Raw genomic sequence first — 22,876 nt, 5'->3', positions numbered from 1 at the left:
TCCCGTGCCCCCCTTACACATGCGCCACCGCATGCGGATGGAACGGATCCTCCACCAGCAGCGGTTGATTCTGAACCACCACCGCGCTGGCGTGATCCATCGGCGCGGCCTCTGGCGTCACCGCTTGCGGACCATCCGGCACGGCGGTGATCATCGCCTGAATCGCCAGGTCGAGATCGTGGGCCGTGGACGCCACCACCGGCGTGGCATCCTCCAGAATATCGAAATACCCCCCGCCGCCGATCTCGGGCAAAAGGGTCGCCGGAACGTTCTCCGGAAGCAACGAGGCCACCGCGTCGTGCAACGCGATCGTATCCGTGGGATGGACCGCGAAGTTCACCTCCGAGATTCCACCCACGCTACCATCGGAACGGGTGAAGGAAGCGTCGGTCAGAATCTGGTTCTCACCCTGCCACTGGCCGTTGGCCGTGGTCGAAAGGGCGATCGAGGCGATGCCGTGTTGCGCCAGACTGCCCAGCTCACCGACCTGCGAAAAACCATCCTGGTTGGCGTCGCGCCACACCAGAAGATCGCTCCAGGCCGCATCATGGGCGTCCAACAGGTGGTCCAGATTGTCGTCAAACCGGGCCAGGGCCGCCATGCCGGAGTGGGCATCGTCGAACATCCGCTCGGAGAGAAGCTCCGTGGCGTCGTTGATCACCCCGTCGTGGTTGCGATCCATGGCCAACAAGCCGTCATCGGCTGCCACCCAGCCGGTTTTCTGCACGTTTCCAGGCCCGCCCATGTCGAACCAGACCGCCGCATCGCGCAACTCCACCCCGTCCCCATCCAGATCGAGCACCAGAGGATCCACGTAGGTGCTGCTCGTCATCCCCTCGTCCACCCAAACGCTCACCCCCTGGGCGGTATAGACATTGAAGTCGATTCCCAGATCATCGTCATGCATGGTACTGGGATCCAGATCCCAGCCATCATCGAATTCCAGATGCACCACATCCGTGAGTTCGCCAACGATCTTCAACACCGTGCCGGTACCGAGGATCTGGGTAACCGCGCTGGCGTTCAGATAGAGCACGTCATTGCCGCCCACCGACAGATCGATGATCTCGATGCCATCAATCCGACTGGCCACCCCGGCGAGCGTCAGATCCAGGGTCAAACCAGCCCCATCGAGACGCAGCGTATCCTTGCCCGCGCCACCATCCACGGAGATGAAATTCATATCCCCAATGGCCAGGATGTCGTTCCCGGCGTCGCCGATGAGCACATCGGCACCGCCTTGGCCGATCAGCGTGTCGTTGCCCAGATAACCGTTCAGGGTGTCGGCGTCACCACTCCCGACAAACGTCTGTCCGATACTCCTCTCAACCCATACCGTGACCCCTTGGGCGGTGTGGACATCATAATCGTGGCCGTTCTCATGTGCGGAGTTCCGATTCACCACCCAGTTGACGTTCAAGCCGAGATCCACCACATCCGCCTGATCACCGTGAATCTTGACCACCCCGCCCGCCTCGAGCAACCCGCTGGCCAAGCCGGCGGTGAGCACGAGCGTGTTGTTGCCGCCATTCGCCACCAGATCGATGATCTCGATGCCGCGGATGCTGCTGGCCGTGCCAAAGGTGGTCATGTTCACCGTCATGCCGGGACCATCCAAACGCAAGGTGTCGGTCCCGCCGCCGCCATCCACCGCAAAGAAGGTGGCATCCCCAATCGCGAGAAGATCGTTCCCGGCCCCGCCGGTCAGCACATCGTTGCCGCCACCCCCGACAAGGGTGTCATCCCCCAGATAGCCATGCAGGATGTCGGCCCCGGAAGAGCCGGTCACGAGGCGATTGACCGCCAGGGAGGCCTTGTCGTTGCCGCCGTAAATCACATAGCTGGCGCCGTTATAATTCGAGCCAGCATACTTGGCGCCCACGATGATGTCCGCAAAGCCATCGCCATTGACATCCCCGGCACCGGACACCGAAACGCCGAACCCCTCATACCCGGTCGGACTGTCGATGCGAACACCGTTGGCGCCCTGGATGTCGGCCAGAGTCAGCACCGACGCAAAGCCGGACTCCTTGCCATACAGAATATAAACCTCACCATTCGAGGAGAGACCCACCACCAGATCGTCAAAGCCATCGCCGTTGAAATCCCCAGCCGAGGCGATGCTGCTGCCCAGATAATTGTGGTAGGATGGCCCGTCCACGCGAAAACCGTTCCTGCCATTCAGGCTGGCGAGATCGATCTCACCTACCCCGCCTCCGCGCACCCCGAAGACCACATACAGGGATCCGGAATTGTCGTCCACCGTATCCGCTTCCTTGGCGCCGATCAACAGATCCGCCACCCCATCGCCGTTGAGATCCCCGGCGGAAGCGACCGAACACCCGGTCTGCTCACCATCGGCGATTCCCGACAGCTTGATGCCGTCGCTGCTGGTCATGGCGCTCAGATCAAACGTGGTTCCCAACCCGTCCGACTTGCCGTACACCACATAGGCCGCGCCCTTGTAGTTGCCTCCGGCACCAATGGCACCGATGAACAGATCATCATAGCCGTCGCCATTCACATCCCCAGCCGCGCTCACCGAATAACCGGCCAGGAAACCGTTGCCACCCGTGATCACGCAGATCGTGGGCGGATGATCGACATTCCCGCTGCCGGAGAGACTCACCGGACCGGTGGTGCTCCAATCCGCCTGGCCGAACACCACATAGGCCGCGCCAGCGGAATCCCCGGTTGGATAACGAGCGGCGCCGATGATGAAATCATCGAAGCCATCGCCGTTGAGATCCCCGGCCCCGCTCACCGCACGACCGGTTTGATCCTGGTTCCACACCCCGTCCAGACGCACGCCGTCGCCGTTGACCCACGACTGGTCAAGGTCGAAGGCGCCGGTGGACGCGGCAAACAGCGTGTCCGCTCGGCCAAAGAACAGGTAGCTGACCCCCGTGGTCTCGTTGGCGTCGTTGTGAGCGTTCCAGGCGCCGATGAGTATGTCGTCGTAGCCATCGCCGTTCACATCCCCAACGCCGGAGACCGATGCGCCGGTCTCGTCGAAGTCGGCAACACCCGCCAGCTTGAAGCCGTTGCTGCCATCCAGGGTGGAGAGATCCAGGGTAAAGGGTTGGTTCGAGGCGCTCCCGAACACCACATAGGCCGCGCCCGGACCCGGTTCCGAGCTCCCGATGGCGGGATTGTCCGGAGCGCCGATGATCACGTCTTCAAACCCGTCGCCGTTGACATCCCCGGCCATGCACACCGAAAAGCCGGCTTGGTCATAGGGGTTCTCGCCCATCACCTTGAAGCCCATGGTCCAGGCTGGCGTGGCGCCGCTGAAATTGCCGCCATAGAGCACATACGACTGCTCGTTGCCCCCCGCACCGACGGGCGGGGAACCCGGCGCGCCGATGATCACGTCGTCGTAGCCATCCAGGTTCAGATCGCCCGCGCCGGCCACCGACATACCAAGCGCCTGGGTTCCGTCCGGCAGGCCATCCACCCGGAAGCCGTCCCGACCACCGAGAGAGGCCAGATCCACCGTGGCGGCGAATCCGCTCCCCTTGCCGTAGATCACATAGGCGCTCCCAGGTCGGGAATAGACGCCAGAAAAAGCCGGCGGGGCGCCTGGCACGCCGACAACGATGTCGTCGAAGCCATCGCCGTTGAAATCCCCCGCCGAAGCGACCGAAGTGCCCAGGTAATCCCCGACGTTCAATCCCGAAAGCCGGAAACCGGTGACGCCATCCAGATCGGAAAGATCCACCTCGCTGGCAAAAACGCCCGTCTTGCCAAAGATCACGAACGCGGCACCGGAGACATACTGGCCATTGGAGTTGGCCCGGAAGGCGCCCACCAACATGTCGTCCAGACCATCGCCGTTCACATCCCCCGCCGAAGAGACGCTCCACCCGGCAAAGTCATACGCCGCCGTGCCGGTCAGCTTGAAGCCGCTGGCGCCGTCCAGGGTGGAGAGATCGAGCACGGTGCCGAAACCACCCGCCTTGCCATACACCACATAGGCCGCGCCATACCGGTCGTCCGGGTTGTTGCCCGGCACGCTGTCCACCCGATCGGCGCCGATGATCAGATCGGCATAGCCATCGCCGTTGATATCCCCGGCAGAGGCAACCGAGATGCCGGCATGATCGTGCCCCTCGACACCCCGGATCAGGAATGCTGCGGGTCCATTGATGTCGTTGATCAGATCGCCAACCGTCGCGGAGGGGTAATCACTCCAGAAATTGCCGCCCTGTCCATACACCACATACGCTGCCCCGGCACTGGTCAAAAAACCACCCACGCCATCCGGACTGTCGTAGCGCACGGCACCCACGATCATGTCATCCCAGCCGTCGCCGTTGATATCCCCGGCGCCCCTGGCCGAAATCCCGAACTGATCCCCGTCGTACAGGCCGGAAAGCTGGAAGCCGTCCGTGCCATCCAGTTCGGACAGATTCAGCGACGTTCCCACAAGGCTGGTGGAACCGAACACCACATAGCAGGTGCCCGGCCCGGTGTATCCCGCACCATTGTTGTTGGTGCCGATCACGATATCATCCACGCCGTCGCCGTTGATGTCACCGATGCCGCTGACCGCATAGCCGGCGCGCTGATGTTGGCTCTCCCCCCTTAACTGATACCCCTCGCCATTGGACAAACCGAACGCCAGCGACACGAGATCCGACTGGTTGGCATGGCCGGCGCCAAAAACCACATAGGCTCCACCATACTGTTGATCCGCCAGATGCGGCGCGCCCACAAGCAGATCCGCGATGCCATCACCGTTGAAATCCCCAGCCGAGGAGACCGAATAACCGCTGTAAGGCAAACCGTCGCTGTCCCAGGCGAGCGCAAAGCCGTTGTCCCCGTTCAGGGCCGCAACATCGTTCGGCATGACGGTGACCTGGATGTACGGACCGGTGGCGATCTGAATATGGTTGGCCTCGTCGTGATAGAACGCATTGTCCCAGCTCTGCTGGTACTCCTTGATCCAGCTCCCTTTCAGGATCAGGTGATCCGCCTCGTCGGAACGGAACGTCAGTTCGAGCATGCCGCTCATCGTGCTCAGCCCCGACACGATCGACAGGATCGACTCCGGACCGCCGACGATCAGGGTATCCACCCGATCGTTGGACATGTCGATCTGCTCGATCCCCCGGATGCGACCGGCCATGCCCGGTTCGGTGAGATCCAGAACCACGCCGTGACTGGGATAGTCGGGATCGCTCTGGAACACGAGGCTGTCGAAGCCGCTTCCGCCATCGACACGCAGAAAGCCGGTATCCGACACGTAGAGATAATCATCTCCGGCACCCGCGAGCAGCGCATCCGCGCCGCCATTGCCATGGAGGGAATCACCCTCCTGGGAACCGGTCAGCCGGTCTCCGGTGGCATCCACCGCGGTGACGGTCGCACCGTTGAAGTTACCCCCAAAGAACACGTCCACCGCGCCAGGGGCGTTGCTGTTGGTCACCGCCGGCGATCCGATCAGCAGATCGTCGAAGCCGTCGTCGTTGAGATCCCCGCCACCACTCACCCAGAAACCGGCCCCATCGTTGGCCTTGGCCCCCTCGAAGGTGAGTCCGTCGGCGATACCGATGCGATCCAGCGACACAACCCCGCTCCAGGAGTTCTTGCCGTAAAGCAGATAACCCCGCCCGACATCGACGCCCACATGATCGCCACCCGAAGCACCGATCACCAGATCGGCCAGGCCGTCGCCGTTCACATCGCCCGCGCCGGATACCGAGAATCCGGCCAGATCCCCGTTCATTTGCCCATCGATCCGGAACCCCTTGGTGCCATTCAGGGTGGAGAGATCCATGGCGGTCAGGTTGGTGGCCCCGAACACCACATAAGCGCTGCCGGATGCCACGCCGTCGGCATTGTCGCCCCACGGCGCGGCAACGATCAGGTCATCCAGACCGTCGCCATTCACATCCCCGGCGGACGACACCGACCAGCCGGTGTTCACCTCGCCGCCGAAACCGGTGAGGGCGAAACCCTGGCTGCCCAGGTTGTCCAGATCCAGTTGCGCGCTCCATCCGCCGCTCCGCCCCAACACCACATAGGTCCGACCCGGATCGTCCACGATGTTCGACGGCGCGCCCACCAGCAGATCAGCCAGGCCATCCCCGTTCACATCCCCGGCGGACGACACCGCGATGCCGGCCCGATCAAGCAAGGCGCCATTCAAACGGAAACCATTGGCGCCATTGAGCGTGCCCAGATCCAACTCCGTGGCCCAGACACCGCCATGGCCGAAGATCACATAGGCCGCGCCCGAATCGCTCTGCGCCCCCCGGGCGCCCACCACCAGATCGTCCCAACCATCCCCGTTCACATCCCCGGCAAATCCGAGCGAATACCCAAAGGCATCGTTGCTCGCCTGGCCAAAGATGGCAAAGCCCTTGTTGCCGCCCGCGGCCAGATTGGTCGGGGTGGTCCAGGTGACGTCGGAAGTGCCGAAGACCACATACACCGCGCCCGCGTATTGGTAAGTAACCGGCTGATTGTTGACATCCGTCGTGACATTCGCGACTCTCGGCGCGCCCACCACCAGATCCGCGAAACCGTCGCCATTGAGATCCCCGCTCAACGAAACCGCACTGCCCACCCATTGGCTCGCGTCCAACGCCCCCGTGAACAGGAAGCCGGTCGTCAGGGAGTTGGTCAGCGTGCTCAGATCCGGCGCCGAAGACGAAGGCAGACTCGATCCGAACACCACGTAGGCGGCGCCGGTACCATAGGTCTGACTCGGGCCCGCATACCGCACGTTCGGCGCGCCGATCACCAGATCACCAAACCCGTCGCCATTGAAATCCCCCCCCATGCCGACCGCGGTTCCGGCATCATCGGCGTCGGCCAATCCGTTCAACCGGTAACCGTTCTGCCCATCCAGACTGCCCAGTTGCACCCAGGACTGTATCTGAACCGTCTTGCCGATCTTCAACGCCAGGGCCCCGTCGGTATACACGTCGTACGTGGCATCGCTCAAGTTGGCGTCACGGATGAAACCGTACTCCAGATGCACCAGGCAACTCGCATCCCCATCGATGGTCAGATCGATCCCGTCGGTCGGATCGCCGATCTGGGCGATCGCCTGATGACTCAACCAAAGCGCATGACCATGCAGTTCGCCCAGGTTGTCGGCGTCCAGGGATCCGATCAGATCGATGGCCTCGATGTGGGAGATGCGGTTGAAAAGACCTGTCTGGATCAGATCCAGCTCGAAGCTCGCCAGCCCGGTCAACTCCAGGGTGTCGAAGCCACCGCCCCCGTCGATCTTCAAGAAGGTGTCATCCGACACGGAGAGGCGATCGTCCCCATTTCCGCCGAGCAGCACATCCGCGCCACCCCAACCGTTAAGGGTATCGTTGCCCAACCCGCCATGCAGAATGTTGTCCGAAGCGGTCCCATTGGCCATCACCGTCCCATCGGACAGACCGGTGAAATTTCCACCATAATAAAGATAAGCCGCGCCGGCATTCACATAACCGTTATAATAGAAATCGGGCGCACCGATCAGGAAATCCTCGTAGCCGTCGTGATTCACATCCCCGGCGCTGGCGACCGCCGAACCGGAATGATCCTGACTGTTCGCGCCATTCAGACGGAAGCCCGCGATGCCATCGAGTTGACACAGCTCCATCGCCGCATCGAACCCCCCGGCCTTGCCGAAGATCACGAAGGTCGAACCCTGGTCTGGCACCCATGCGCTGCCATCGTAGAAATCCGCGAACGGCGCGCCGATCAGCAGGTCGGCAAAGCCGTCGCCGTTGATGTCCCCGCCCCCGGCAACCGAAAAGCCGGTCCGGTCGTTGTCCCGATCCCCGAAAATGGCGAAGCCGTTGGAACCATCGAGCCCGTCCGCCTCGATCACGCCGGTCAGGCCGCTCGCCTGGCCGAAGATCACATAGCTCTCGCCGCGATAGTTTGCCGCGCCCCCCGAGCCGTCCGCCTTCGGCGCGCCGACCAGCAGATCATCGCACCCATCGCCGTTGACATCCCCGGCGGACGAAACCGACCAACCGGCCTTGCTGCCCGCTTTGCCCTTGAAACGAAAACCGGCGAAACCGGTTCCCAGATCGGTCAGGTCGAGAGACGCAGCCAAGCCGCTCGAAGCGCCAAAAACCACATAGACCCTGCCCTCCCCGCCATTGAAATACGGTGCGGTGATCGCGATATCGGCCAGGCCGTCGCCGTTCATGTCCCCCGCCGAGGCGACCGCGTAGCCCACCTGGTCGCCCGCCGCGGCCCCCTCGATGCGGAAACCGTTGCTGCCATTCAGGGCGCCGATGTTGAACTCCGCCTCGAAGGTGCCACCGTGGCCAAACACCACATAGGCGCCACCCACATCGCTCACCAGACTCGCGCCGCGCATCACGTCCATGGCACGATGCCCGATCAACAGATCATCGTAGCCATCGCCATTGAAATCCCCGGCGGATGCCACCGCATTGCCGAGATACCCGTTGGTCGCGGTTCCGTTGATGCCAAAACCCTTACCACCGTTCAATGTGTCCACGCTGGTGGTCTCGTCGAACCCGCCCTCCAACGCGGTGTCCTTGCCAAAGAGCACATAGGCCTTGCCACCATGGATCATGTTGCCGGCAAACGCATTGGGCGCACCGACGAGCAGATCGTCGATGCCATCGCCGTTGAAATCCCCATGTCCGATCGACATCGGAAACCGATCGTTCGCATACCCGCCGGCAATGCGGAAACCACTGGAGGATCCCAGGGAACACGCCATCTCCAGGGCATTCGACCCAAAACCATCCGTCTTGCCGAACATGATGTAGGTATACCCGGCATCGGTGGCCGAAGAGTTGGCATACGGCACGCCGATGGCCACGTCCGCGATGCCATCACCGTTGATGTCCCCCACCGAGGCGACCGGGGAGCCTGCATGGTCATCATCGTCGAAGGTCTTGTTGGTGAAGCGGATTCCTTCACCGCCGGTCAGACTCCCCAACGACACCGCCAGGGTCGGGGTCTGAACCGTCGGGGTCTGGCTGGTCAGAAGCTCTGCATACCCGTTGGCATCGATGTAGGAGACCTCCACGGAGATCACCGCGCCATCCTCGGTGACGGTGAGGGGCAAGAACGAGCTGGTGGCGCCGCTGATCGCCACCCCGTTCGCTTTCCACTGATAAGAAGGAAGGTTGCCGCTCAACACGCCGCCATCCGGATCCGTGCCCAGATTGGCGGTCAGAACCGAGCCCACCAGGGCGTTGCCGGTAATCGTGAGGGGCGCGTCCCCGCTGTCCGGACCGCCCCGAACCACGCCTCCGGCCTGGCCGATGATAGAGTTCTTGTAGGTGTGGTTGCTGTTGCCGTCCTTGTAGCGGAACTCGACGGTGATGACCGTGCCAAACGCCAGGGCGTTGTCCAGGGTCAGGGTGGAACTGGTGGCATTGGTGGTGCTCGCTCCAGAGATCGCCACCCCATCGGCATACCACTGGAAGCTGTAATCGCTCTGCGATCCCAGACCGTCGCGATCGGTCAACCCTGCGGTGCTCGCGGTCAGGGTCTGGCCCCGATAGGGATTTCCGGTCACCGAAAGGGGGCCGACCGGCGCGAAGTTGAGATCCGGATCCAGCATCAACGTCACGCTGTCCAGCGTGTATTTGTCGTACAGTTGGCCATCCGGTCCGGTGACCTGGATCCCCGTATCCATCCAGTGGTTGGTGATGTGGACCGTATTGGTGACATCACCCGTCACATAGAGCGTGGATCCCGCCCCGGTGATCTGCCCCACGCCCAACGGGGTCACCCACAGATGCGCAAAATTATTGCCCACCATGTCGATGCGCTCGATGTCGCGGAGCGCCCCCATCACCGAACTTGCGCCCAGATCGAGCGAAACGCCGTTGCCAGGCGTCCAATAACCGATATCCCCACCCGTCGTGTAGCCGGACGCCCCCAACACCAGGGTATCGAATCCGCCGCCACCGTCGATGCGCTGGATATTCCCATCCAGAATCTTGAGGGTGTCGTTGCCCGCTCCGCCGATCAACACGTCGGCGGAACCACCAGCCGAACCGGTGAGCGTGTCGTAGCCTGCGCCACCCACCAGAACGGTCCCGCTGGCGGTCAAATCGGGACGAACGGCACTGTTGAAATTGCCGCCGAAGAGCACATAACTGGCCCCGGAGTTCCAGTTCGGACTCCCGGACACACCCGGTTCGGCCAGGGATGCGCCGATGATCAGATCATCGAAGCCGTCGCCGTTCAGATCTCCAGCGACCTGCACCGCCATGCCGGCGCGATCGTTGACATCCACCCCTTCCAGGCGAAAACCATCGGTTCCGTCCAGATCCGAGAGATCCAGGACGGTCATGCCACTCCAACTGCCCTTGCCATAAATCAGGTAAGCCGCTCCGACATCGCTGTTGCTGTTTAAGTCCGCCTTCCAACTGGAAACCAGCATGTCGTCGTAGCCGTCGCCGTTGAAATCCCCGGCATTGCTCACCGACCAGCCCGCATTGTCATCCATGTCCACGCCATCGATGCGGAAACCGCCGCCGGTGTTCCCCAGGTTGGAGAGCATCAGCAACGTGGATCCCCAGGATGCCGCGCCGAACACCACATAAATCGCCCCGTTGTCGGTGCCGCTCTGATCCGAATAGGGCGCACCGATCAGCAGATCCGCGAACCCGTCGCCGTTGATATCCCCCTCGGCACTGACCGAAAGCCCGCTCTGCTCATTGGCCTGGGTGCCGAACAGGCACACCCCCTGCCCGACAACCAACGTGGAAAGATCCATGACCGGGTTCCACCCGGTCTCCTGGCCAAACACGATGTAGGTCGAGCCAGCCTTGTTGTTCAATGGATCGCTGCCCTTGGCACCGATGATCAGATCCGCCAGGCCATCGCCATTCATATCGCCGGCGCCACTCACCGAAAAGCCGGCGTAATCCCCACCCGCGTCGCCGGTGATCAAGAACCCGTTGCTGCCATTCAGGGTGGAAAGATCGATGCTCGGAGACCAGGCGCTCTGACTGCCGAAAACCACATAGGCGCCACCCTGGGTGTTGCCCAGAACCGGCGCGCCGATAATCAGATCGTCGCAGCCATCCCCGTTGATGTCCCCGGCATTGTGAACCGAATGGCCGCTCATAACGATGGCGGAGGGTCCAGCCAGGCGGAAACCGTTGCCACCATCCAGGTTGGCAAGATCCAACGTGGCCGTCGAACTCCAGTCGCTCTTGCCGAACACCACATAGGCCGCCCCGGAGTCCATTCCGCCCACATCCGAAGACGAGGCGCCGATCAGAAGATCCCCGATGCCATCGCCGTTGACATCCCCGGCGCGGCTGACGCTCACGCCGCTCTGATCCCCGATGCCCACGCCATCGATTCTGAACCCGTTGATCCCGTTGGCCAAAACAAACAGGGGGTGCCAGAAGCTCCAACCCGTCTGGCTTCCAAAGATCACATAGCTGATGCCGGCGTTGCTGGTTCCATCCGGATCCGCCATGTAGGCGCCCACGATCAGGTCGTCGAACCCATCGCCGTTCACATCCCCGGCCCCGGAAACCGACTTGCCGGCAAAACCCTCTTCGGCGTTGCCATCCAGTCGGAAACCGTTGTTGCCATCCAGGGAGGCCAACGACAGCGAAGCCTCCGGCGTATACGCCACGGTTCCGGCGATGGTGCCGATTTTGGATTCCACGCTGCCCTGGGCATCTGTCCAGGTCACCCGCACGCTGATCGTGCTGCCGATCAGATCGCCAGAAAGATACAACGAACTCCCGGTCGCGCCGTTGATCGCATGACCGCTCTGCAACCATTGATATTCGATGCGGCCCAACCCGTCGGCATCGGTCAGGGTGTGGGTGGCGGTCAGGGTCTGGCCGTAATTCATCGTGCCGGAGAGGGTGACATCGCCTTGCAGCGCATAGCCCTGGCTGACATGACCGGCGGTATTGACGATTCTCTGGTCGATCAGCAGGGTTTGGGCGCCATGCGTATACGAGACATAGGTGTTGGCATCCCCGGCCAGGATCACGGTACCACCCGAAATCCAGCCCCCGCCGATCTGCACGAAATCATCGCTGCCGCCCACGATGCGCAGATCCTCCCCCGCGCCGGTGATCTGACTGACCACCGCGGGATTCAGATTCAACGTATACGGGCGCGGGTTGCCTACTCCGTCGTTGGCGGTGGAGAGGTCGATGATTTCAATATCCCGGATCCGGTTGGCCATGCCCGCCGTGGTCAGATCCAGATTGAAGGTCGTCGTCTCCAGGCGCAGGATATCGGTATTGCCGCCGCCGTCCAGGCTCAGGAAGGTGGCATCGCCAATGACCAGGATGTCGTTCCCCGCACCGCCGATCAACGTATCCGGACCACCAAAGCCAATCAGGGTGTCATCACCCACGCCACCGATCACGACTTCGTAGGCAGTCGATGAGCCAAAATATTTGAGTTGCCCCGCCAGGGAGAGATTGCTGAAATTCCCGCCGAAGAGGATGTAGGCGGCCCCGGCATCGGCTCCTCCAGCCGCCGAGGTATAGGCGCCGATCAGCAGATCATCATACCCGTCGTGGTTGACATCCCCGGCGGCACTCACCGATTCGCCTGTCTTGTCGTTGGCTGCCACCCCGTCCAGACGGAAGCCGTTCGAACCATCCAACTCCGAAAGCAACAGCGTGACCGGTGTGGTTCCCCAACTCGACTGTCCAAACACCAGGTAAACGGATCCCGACTGATCGAGGGTGTTCGGATCGGCCTTCCAGGCCCCGATCAGCAGATCGTCCAGACCATCGCCGTTCACATCGCCAGCGCCACTCACGCTCACGCCGGTATAATCGTCGGAGGAGACCCCGCCCAGGCGGAACCCGACGCTGGTATCCAGCGAAGCCAGCGAGATGCTCGAAGACCACCCCGCGCCCTGACTGTGGCCAAACAGCACGGAGACCGAACCAGCATGCGTTCCGTCCGCGGAGTCCCCCTTGACGCCGATGATCAGATCATCGTAACCATCGCCGTTGATATCCCCGGCCCCGCTCACCGAACTCCCGACCGAATCCCCGATCTCGGCGCCGCTGATGCGAAAACCGTTGCCGCCATTCAGGTCCGAAAGGTTCAGGCCCCAGTCCCACGCGCCCGTCTTGCCGAACACCACATAGCTGGCCCCGGTCATGTCGGTTCCAATCGGTTTGGCATTTGGGGCGCCGATGATCAAATCCTCGATACCATCGCCGTTGATATCCCCGGCCCCACCGACCGAATAACCCGTCAAGGCGCCGTCGTTCACGCCGTTCAAGCGAAATCCATTGCTGCCGTTCAGGTCGGCCAGCGCCACAATCGCATCCCAACCGCCTGCCTTGCCGAACACCACATATCCCGCGCCGGTCACGCCATCCTGGGGAGTATAGGTGCTGATCGCACCCACGATCAGGTCGTCCCATCCATCCCCATTGATATCGCCCGCACCATGCACGGAAACGCCGGCATGAATGCCAACCCCGGCATCTCCTGGGGCGTTGCCATCGATCCGGAAACCCTGGGAGCCATTCAGGGTAGAGAGTTGGAAGTTCACATCGCTCCAGTTGGAACCGCCGAACACCACATAGGCGGAACCGGCATTGTTGCCAGCTTGATCGGAAATCGGGGCGCCGATGATCAGGTCGGCGTAGCCATCGCCGTTCACGTCGCCGGCCCAACCGACTGAACGACCGGCGTTCTCAGCCTGGGAAAAGGCTTTCAGATGGACTCCGGTACTGCTGGTCAACGCGGAGAGGTCGATGCTGGCGTTCCAGGCGTTGTCCGAACCGAACACCACATATCCGCCACTGGGATTGGCCATTTGGGCGCCGATCAGGAGATCCTCGATGCCATCCCCGTTCACATCCCCGAGGTTGCTGACCTCGCTGCCGGCCCATTCACCCGAGGAACCAACCAGCCGGAAGCCATTGGTTCCATCCAGCGAGGCCAGAGAGATCACCGCCTGTTGGGTGTAGGTGACAGCCTCGGTGGCGTTGCTGGTGGCGCTCACCGTGTTGCCCAGACCATCCGTGGCGCTCGCCGTAACCGTGATCACCTTGCCGAGATGGCTGTTGTTGAGAAGCAGTTCGTGGGTGGTGGCCCCGGCAATGACCACCCCGTCGGCCTTCCACTGATAACTCACGCTCCCCAAAACATCCGGATCGGCCAGGTCGTTGGAGGCGGTCAGGGTGTTGCCGGTCGCGGCGAGGCCATCGATGGTGGCGCCACCCATGCCCGGATCGTTGGCGTTGGCGATCGCCAGGGTCACAGCCTGCTCAACCTCGGCGTTCACCCCGTCCGAGGCGATCACGGTGAAGCTGTAGCTCCCCTGGGTCTCGTAATTCGGATTGCCGGTCAGGGTCACGGCTCCGGTCGTGGCGTTGATGGAGAAGGCAAGGTAGTCATCAACCGTCTTGAGGCTGTAGGTCACGCCTGCGCTGATATCGCCCGAATCGGTGGCGACTGCCGAATAGACCACCTGACCCGCGCCGCTGTTTTCATCAATCGTGGTCGCGGTCCCGCCGGAGGTGAAACTGGGCGCCACCTCATCCAGGTTGTTGACCGTCAACGTCACCGCCTGTTCGACATGCGGATTGATGCCGTCCGTGGCGAGCACCTTGAAGGTGTAGCTCGGTTTGATCTCGTGGTTCGGATCGATCGCCAGGGTTACCGCGCCGGTCGAAATGTCGTAGATGAGATCGAAATAATCCCCATAAGCCAGCACCGCATAGGTCACCCCGGCGCTGACATCCCCGCCGTCGGTGGCGGTGATGGTATAGACCACCTGCCCCGCACCGCTGTTCTCGTCGATGGACGCGGTGGCACTCGAGGTGATGGTCGGCGGGGATTCATCCACGTTGGTGATCGCCAGCGTGACCGCCTTCTCCACGGCATGTCCCGCGCCATCGGTCGCGACCATGGTGAAGCTGTAACCCGACTTGACTTCATAATTCGGATTGTCGAGCAAATCCACCTGGCCGGTCGAATGGTCGATTTGAAACAAGGTGTAATCATCCACCTCTTTCAAGGTATAGGTCACCCCACCACTCACATCCCCCAGGTCGGTAGCACTCGCCGTATAAACCAACTGGAGCGCGCCGCTGTTTTCATCAATCGTGGTCGCGGTCCCGCCCGATGTAAAGCTCGGGGCCACCTCGTCCAGATTGGCGATCGCCAGGGTCACCGCCTGCTCAACCCCGGCGTTCACCCCGTCCGAGGCGACCACGGTGAAGCTGTAGCTCCCCTTGGTCTCGTAATCCGGACTGCCGGTCAGGGTCACGGCTCCGGTCGTGGCGTTGATGGCGAAAGATCCCGAATCACCGCCCGCTTTCAGACTGTAGGTCACACCCGCACTGATATCGCCCGAATCGCTGGCAACCGCCGAATAGACCACCTGGCCCGCGCCGCTGTTTTCATCAATCGTGGTCGCGGTCCCGCCCGAGGTGAAACTCGGGGCCACCTCGTCCAGATTGGCGATCGCCAGGGTCACCGCCTGCTCCACCCCGGCGTTCACCCCGTCCGAGGCGACCACGGTGAAGCTGTAGCTCGCCTGGGTCTCGTAATCCGGACTGCCGGTCAGGGTCACGGCTCCGGTCGTGGCGTTGATGGCGAAAGATCCCGAATCACCGCCCGCTTTCAGACTGTAGGTCACACCCGCGCTGATATCGCCCGAATCGCTGGCAACCGCCGAATAGACCACCTGGCCCGCGCCGCTGTTTTCATCAATCGTGGTCGCGGTCCCGCCCGAGGTGAAACTCGGGGCCACCTCGTCCAGATTGGCGATCGCCAGGGTCACCGCCTGCTCAACCCCGGCGTTCACCCCGTCCGAGGCGATCACGGTGAAGCTGTAGCTCCCCTTGGTCTCGTAATCCGGATTGCCGGTCAGGGTCACGGCTCCGGTCGTGGCGTTGATGGAGAAGGATCCCGCATCACCGCCCGCTTTCAGACTGTAGGTCACACCCGCGCTGATATCGCCCGAATCGCTGGCAACCGCCGAATAGACCACCTGGCCCGCGCCGCTGTTTTCATCAATCGTGGTCGCGGTCCCGCCCGAGGTGAAACTCGGGGCCACCTCGTCCAGATTGGCGATCGCCAGGGTCACCGCCTGCTCAACCCCGGCGTTCACCCCGTCCGAGGCGATCACGGTGAAGCTGTAGCTCCCCTTGGTCTCGTAATTCGGATTGCCGGTCAGGGTCACGGCTCCGGTCGTGGCGTTGATGGAGAAAGATCCCGAATCACCGCCCGCTTTCAGACTGTAGGTCACACCCGCGCTGATATCGCCCGAATCGCTGGCAACCGCCGAATAGACCACCTGGCCCGCGCCGCTGTTTTCGTTAATTGTGGTCGCAGTCCCGCCCGAGGTGAAACTCGGGGCCACCTCGTCCAGATTGGCGATCGCCAGGGTCACCGCCTGCTCAACCCCGGCGTTCACCCCGTCCGAGGCGACCACGGTGAAGCTGTAGCTCCCCTTGGTCTCGTAATCCGGATTGCCGGTCAGGGTCACGGCTCCGGTCGTGGCGTTGATGGCGAAAGATCCCGAATCACCGCCCGCTTTCAGACTGTAGGTCACACCCTCGCTGATATCGCCCGAATCGCTGGCAACCGCCGAATAGACCACCTGGCCCGCGCCGCTGTTTTCATCAATCGTGGTCGCGGTCCCGCCCGAGGTGAAACTCGGGGCCACCTCGTCCAGATTGGCGATCGCCAGGGTCACCGCCTGCTCAACCCCGGCGTTCACCCCGTCCGAGGCGACCACGGTGAAGCTGTAGCTCCCCTTGGTCTCGTAATCCGGATTGCCGGTCAGGGTCACGGCTCCGGTCGTGGCGTTGATGGAGAAGGATCCCGAATCACCGCCCGCTTTCAGACTGTAGGTCACACCCGCGCTGATATCGCCCGAATCGCTGGCAACCGCCGAATAGACCACCTGGCCCGCGCCGCTGTTTTCATCAATCGTGGTCGCGGTCCCGCCCGAGGTGAAACTCGGGGCCACCTCGTCCAGATTGGCGATCGCCAGGGTCACCGCCTGCTCAACCCCGGCGTTCACCCCGTCCGAGGCGATCACGGTGAAGCTGTAGCTCCCCTTGGTCTCGTAATTCGGATTGCCGGTCAGGGTCACGGCTCCGGTCGTGGCGTTGATGGAGAAAGATCCCGCATCACCGCCCGCTTTCAGACTGTAGGTCACACCCGCGCTGATATCGCCCGAATCGCTGGCAACCGCCGAATAGACCACCTGGCCCGCGCCGCTGTTTTCATCAATCGTGGTCGCGGTCCCGCCCGAGGTGAAACTCGGGGCCACCTCGTCCAGATTGGCGATCGCCAGGGTCACCGCCTGCTCAACCCCGGCGTTCACCCCGTCCGAGGCGATCACGGTGAAGCTGTAGCTCCCCTTGGTCTCGTAATTCGGATTGCCGGTCAGGGTCACGGCTCCGGTCGTGGCGTTGATGGAGAAAGATCCCGAATCACCGCCCGCTTTCAGACTGTAGGTCACACCCGCGCTGATATCGCCCGAATCGCTGGCAACCGCCGAATAGACCACCTGGCCCGCGCCGCTGTTTTCGTTAATTGTGGTCGCAGTCCCGCCCGAGGTGAAACTCGGGGCCACCTCGTCCAGATTGGCGATCGCCAGGGTCACCGCCTGCTCAACCCCGGCGTTCACCCCGTCCGAGGCGACCACGGTGAAGCTGTAGCTCCCCTTGGTCTCGTAATCCGGATTGCCGGTCAGGGTCACGGCTCCGGTCGTGGCGTTGATGGCGAAAGATCCCGAATCACCGCCCGCTTTCAGACTGTAGGTCACACCCGCGCTGATATCGCCCGAATCGCTGGCAACCGCCGAATAGACCACCTGGCCCGCGCCGCTGTTTTCATCAATCGTGGTCGCAGTCCCGCCCGAGGTGAAACTCGGGGCCACCTCGTCCAGATTGGCGATCGCCAGGGTCACCGCCTGCTCAACCCCGGCGTTCACCCCGTCCGAGGCGATCACGGTGAAGCTGTAGCTCCCCTTGGTCTCGTAATTCGGATTGCCGGTCAGGGTCACGGCTCCGGTCGTGGCGTTGATGGAGAAGGATCCCGAATCACCGCCCGCTTTCAGACTGTAGGTCACACCCGCGCTGATATCGCCCGAATCGCTGGCAACCGCCGAATAGACCACCTGGCCCGCGCCGCTGTTTTCGTTAATTGTGGTCGCAGTCCCGCCCGAAGTGAAACTCGGGGCCACCTCGTCCAGATTGGCGATCGCCAGGGTCACCGCCTGCTCAACCCCGGCATTCACCCCGTCCGAGGCGATCACGGTGAAGCTGTAGCTCCCCTTGGTCTCGTAATTCGGATTGCCGGTCAGGGTCACGGCTCCGGTCGTGGCGTTGATGGAGAAGGATCCCGAGTCACCACCCGCTTTCAGACTGTAGGTCACACCCGCGCTGATATCGCCCGAATCGCTGGCAACCGCCGAATAGACCACCTGGCCCGCGCCGCTGTTTTCGTTAATTGTGGTCGCGGTCCCGCCCGATGTAAAGCTCGGGGCCACCTCGTCCAGATTGGCGATCGCCAGGGTCACCGCCTGCTCAACCCCGGCGTTCACCCCGTCCGAGGCGATCACGGTGAAGCTGTAGCTCCCCTTGGTCTCGTAATTCGGATTGCCGGTCAGGGTCACGGCTCCGGTCGTGGCGTTGATGGAGAAGGATCCCGAATCACCGCCCGCTTTCAGACTGTAGGTCACACCCGCGCTGATATCGCCCGAATCGCTGGCAACCGCCGAATAGACCACCTGGCCCGCGCCGCTATTTTCGTTAATTGTGGTCGCGGTCCCGCCCGAGGTGAAGCTTGGGGCCACCTCGTCCAGATTGGTGATCACCAGGGTCACCGCCCGCGCCACCGCATTCCCAGCCGTGCCGGTCGCCACCACCGTGAAGCCGTAGCTCCCCTTGGTTTCAAAGTCCGGATTGACGGTCAAAGTCACGACACCGGTTGCGCTGTCGATCGAAAAGGCCGCTGCATCCCCCACGCCGGATTTCAGTCTGTAGCTCACGCCACTCGCAAAAGTCGTAAGCACGGTGTAAACAGGCGTATTGGCGCCGCTGTTCTCGGCAAGTGGCGTGGCGGTCGGGCCCGAGGTGATCGACAACACCGTTTCATCCACATTGGTGATCGCCAAGAAGACCGCTTTCTCGGCGACATGCCCGACGCCATCGGTTGCTTGTACCGTGAAGGAGTAACCCGATTTGGTTTCAAAGTCCGGATTGTCGATCAGGGTGACCGCACCGGAAAGGACGTTGATGGAGAAAGACGCGAAATCATCCACCGGTTTCAGGCTGTAGGTGACGCCCGCGCTCACATCCCCAACATCGGTCGCAAGCGCCGAATAAACCACCCGCCCCGCGCCACTCTGCTCCAATATCGATGTGGCCGTGGAGGAAGAGGTGATCGTCGGCGCCACCTCGTCGAGATTGACGATCGTGATCGCCACGGCCCTGGTATCGGTCAACGCACCATCCGAGGCGGTGAGCATGATGTGATAGACATGATCCGCGCCGGCATCCACGGGCAGTTCAAAATCGGGCACGTCAACAAAAGTCACGGCACCACTGGCAGAGATGGAAAAAAACTCCGCGTCGGTCCCGCCCAGTGACCACTGGATCGTCGTGCCAGAATTGGGGTCGGTCGCCGTGGCCTGGTAGACCGTGCCCGTGGCGTTTTCATTCCACGAGACCGCGGAAGAGGAGGTAATCGTCGGAGGCTGGGGTATCTCAAGCGGAATGTCGTCGGCAGGATCGTTGGTGACGGTGATCGCCACCACACGCGCATCGGCGAGAAAACCATCCGAAGCGGTCACCACCAGGTCATAAACATGATCCCCGCCCACATCGGCGGGTGACTCGTAGTCCGGCGCGCTCTTGAAGCGCACGGCACCCGTCGCCGAAATCTCGAACAACCCGGCATCCGCGCCGGAGAGCGACCATACCAGGGTGGTCCCGGCATCCGGATCGCTTCCCGTCGCCTGATATACCGTACCCGCGCCGTTCTCGACAAACGAAACAACACCCCCGGAGGTGACCATCGGGGCTTCGTTGAGGTTGGTGACCGTGACCTCGACCGACCGGGAGACCGTGGGACGCGCACCTGTGTCCGCAGCAAAAGGTCCCCCCTGGTCGGTGACGGTCACCGTAAGGCTGTAGACAGGTCCACCCACCCCGTGGCTCGGGATCTCGAAATCCGGCGCGGACTTGAAAGACAAGGCGCCGCTTACCGGATCGATGGCGAACAGATCCGCATCCGTGCCACCGGAGATCGACCATCTCAAATCCGCATGCGCATGCACGCTGCTCGCAGCCAGGGTCTCGACCCCGGCGCTGTTCTCCGCCAACGTCAAGGCCAGGGGATCCGAACCCCCTTCCCCGATTACCGGGGTCAACGAATCACGAAAATGGGAATACGCCTGCTCGACCGGAATCAGGTCGGGGATCCCCACCTCGGCCAGCAATCCCTTGAGCTGGGTATTGTTGGCAAAAGCATCAGGCGCCAAGGTCAAATCGAGTTCGAGATTCTGGGCGTGTTCAATGGTGGCGGGTGAAATCGTGATCCCGTTGTCCGGGTTGCCGTCGCTGTCCAGGGTCTGCAACAGCCGCAGCAGATTGGTGAGGATGTTGTCGTTGATCGTGCCCGTTGAGCCACTCGCCAGATCGACCGGTGTGACGATCACCGAAGCACCCTCGCCGGTCAACACCTGCCCAAGCACCAGATTGCCCAACTTGAAGACGATCTTCTCCCCCGGATGATAGGTGAAGCGCCCCTGTGCGTCGGTCTGACCCTCGATGTCGTCCGCGTAATAGGTGATGCCACCCACGGCACTGTCCAGAAAATAGCCGACGCCCACATCCGCCTGAGGGGCATCCGCCATCCGCACCACCAGCGAAAAGGTATCCGACACGTGCGCCCCGGCCCGGTCGGTCGCGGTGATGCGCACGCTGTAACTGCCCAACTGCGCAGGGGTGATGCCATCTGCGGTCAATCGACCCGTGGTCGCATCGAACTGCATCCAGCTCGGCAGGGAAAGCTGATGTCCGTCCGTATCCACCAGGGTCGCGGTCAGGGTCAACGCTTCGTTCGGATCAACCGACTGGTCGATATCCAAAAAAGTGTTGCCGGGAACGGTGAACGCAAACGGAGAGCCGTCCGCAAGTTGCGCGACGTAATGATCCCCCACCTGTTTGATCAGCACGGCCCGTTCGGATCGCGCGACCGCCATGGCGACCCCGTGCGCGACCACCGGAGCATCGTTGACGTTGGCCACCGTGAGGCTGAAAACCTGACTGGTGGATAAATTCAGAGGATCCGTGGACGTTACCTGGATGGAGAGCTTGCCGACATCGCTGTTGGATGGCGTTCCGGTGAACCGTCCGGAGGTCGCGTCAAAGTTCAACCAGACAGGCAAGGACGCACCACCGACCAACTTCGCGCTCAAGGTGACATCCTGACCATCCGGATCCACGCTGCCACCCAGATTCAGGGCAAAAACAACATCCTCCGCAGCCACCTGATCGGTGACGGCAGGCAGAAGCGGCGCATGGTTGACGAACGGGATCAATTCGATCTGATACGCCCCCAGGGAGACTTTCAGAGTCTCGGGCAGAGCCGCCTTATCCGGGGTGATCTGCCTGGTGGCCTCCTCGACCTTGGCGATCGCGACCAACAGGGTCTCGGCGAACGCCTTGATCTCCGCCTGAGTCACCTTGGTTTGCAGGGTCTCCCAGGTAACCTCGCCCCCCTTGGCATCCGCACCCGGTTTTTCCTCCTTGGGCTTCTCCTCGAGCGGCTTCTCCTCAAGCGGCTTCTCCTCGGAGGGCTTCTCTCCCCCGGATTGCCCGGTGGACTCCTCGCCTTGCTTCTCCTCCTTGGTGACCTTGGGATCGGTGGCATGATCCTTGTCCGTGGTCTGCCCGGGCTTCTCCTGCGGCTTCTCCAGTTGCTGCTGCTTCTCCGTCTCCTTGGCTCGAATCACCGCCTGGAACGACACCTGCCCCTCCAGGCGCTTCATCAACGCCTCGGGTGCCTGGAACACCGGTACCGGCGGTCCACCGCTCAGTTTGACCATGGTGGCCATACCCGGCTTCAACAGCACCACCACCCCTTGCCCGTGGATATCCGCGATCTCGAGAATACCGGCGTTGTGGACCACCGTGGTACTGCCGTCGGTCACCACCTCGCCCATGAGTTCGCTACCGCGCACGCCGATTTCTGCGGTCGGGGTCTTGATCAGGGTGTGTTTGCCGGCATGGAGTTGCCCGATCTGGCCACTGGCATACCGGAACGCGCCGGTCAACACCGTGGCTCCGAACTGCCCCTTGGACTCCTCGGGCTTGAAGACGAACTGATCGATCAGGGCGCGCGCCGATTCACCCAACTGGAAGGTGGTGCCGTCGTTCATCACGAACTGGGCCAGGCTCTCCGCCGAGGTGGAGAGTTGATCCCCCTCCTGGATCGGATCTCCCTCCTTGAGGGAGCGAACCACCCCGTCCCTGCCCCTGGCATCGACCGTGCCGGACATGGTGGCGACCTTGCCGACCACCTCACCGGCTTCCGCCGCCCCGGGTGCGCCGGGACCAGCCACCACGACCGATTGGTCCGCCACGGAAAAGGTCAACGCCCGAACGGTCGAGAAAACAAGCCCCGAACCATTGGCCAAAGCCAGATCCGGGGGAGAAGCAAGGGAAAAATATCCCTCGATGCGGATCACCGCGCCATCCGGATTGGTGATCAGCAGATCCTGACCATCCTGGGTGTATTCGCCCTGGAGCAGAAAAGAGCCGTCCGGAAGGAGAATCGAGGCGGCACCCGGCGGAATCTTAAGATGGATCTCGTGATTGACCCATGGCGCGAGGGGGGATTGCGCGACAAATCCCTGTGGCAAGAGCTGTTTCATGGCGAACAT

At 62.3% G+C, this 22,876-nt stretch carries 1 protein-coding gene; it reads right to left on the bottom strand.

Annotated features, from left to right (window positions below):
* Positions 1–13 precede the first annotated feature (13 nt).
* On the bottom strand, positions 14–22,867 hold the full coding sequence (locus ACOY6C_RS05205; RefSeq protein WP_420904434.1) for a cadherin domain-containing protein: 22,854 nt from the start codon (positions 22,865–22,867) through the stop codon (positions 14–16).
* Positions 22,868–22,876: the final 9 nt, after the last annotated feature.

Origin of the sequence: Candidatus Magnetaquiglobus chichijimensis (assembly GCF_045865675.1) — a bacterium.
Classification (GTDB): Bacteria; Pseudomonadota; Magnetococcia; order Magnetococcales; family Magnetaquicoccaceae; genus Magnetaquiglobus; species Magnetaquiglobus chichijimensis.
This window is presented reverse-complemented; position numbering and strand designations above follow the sequence as displayed.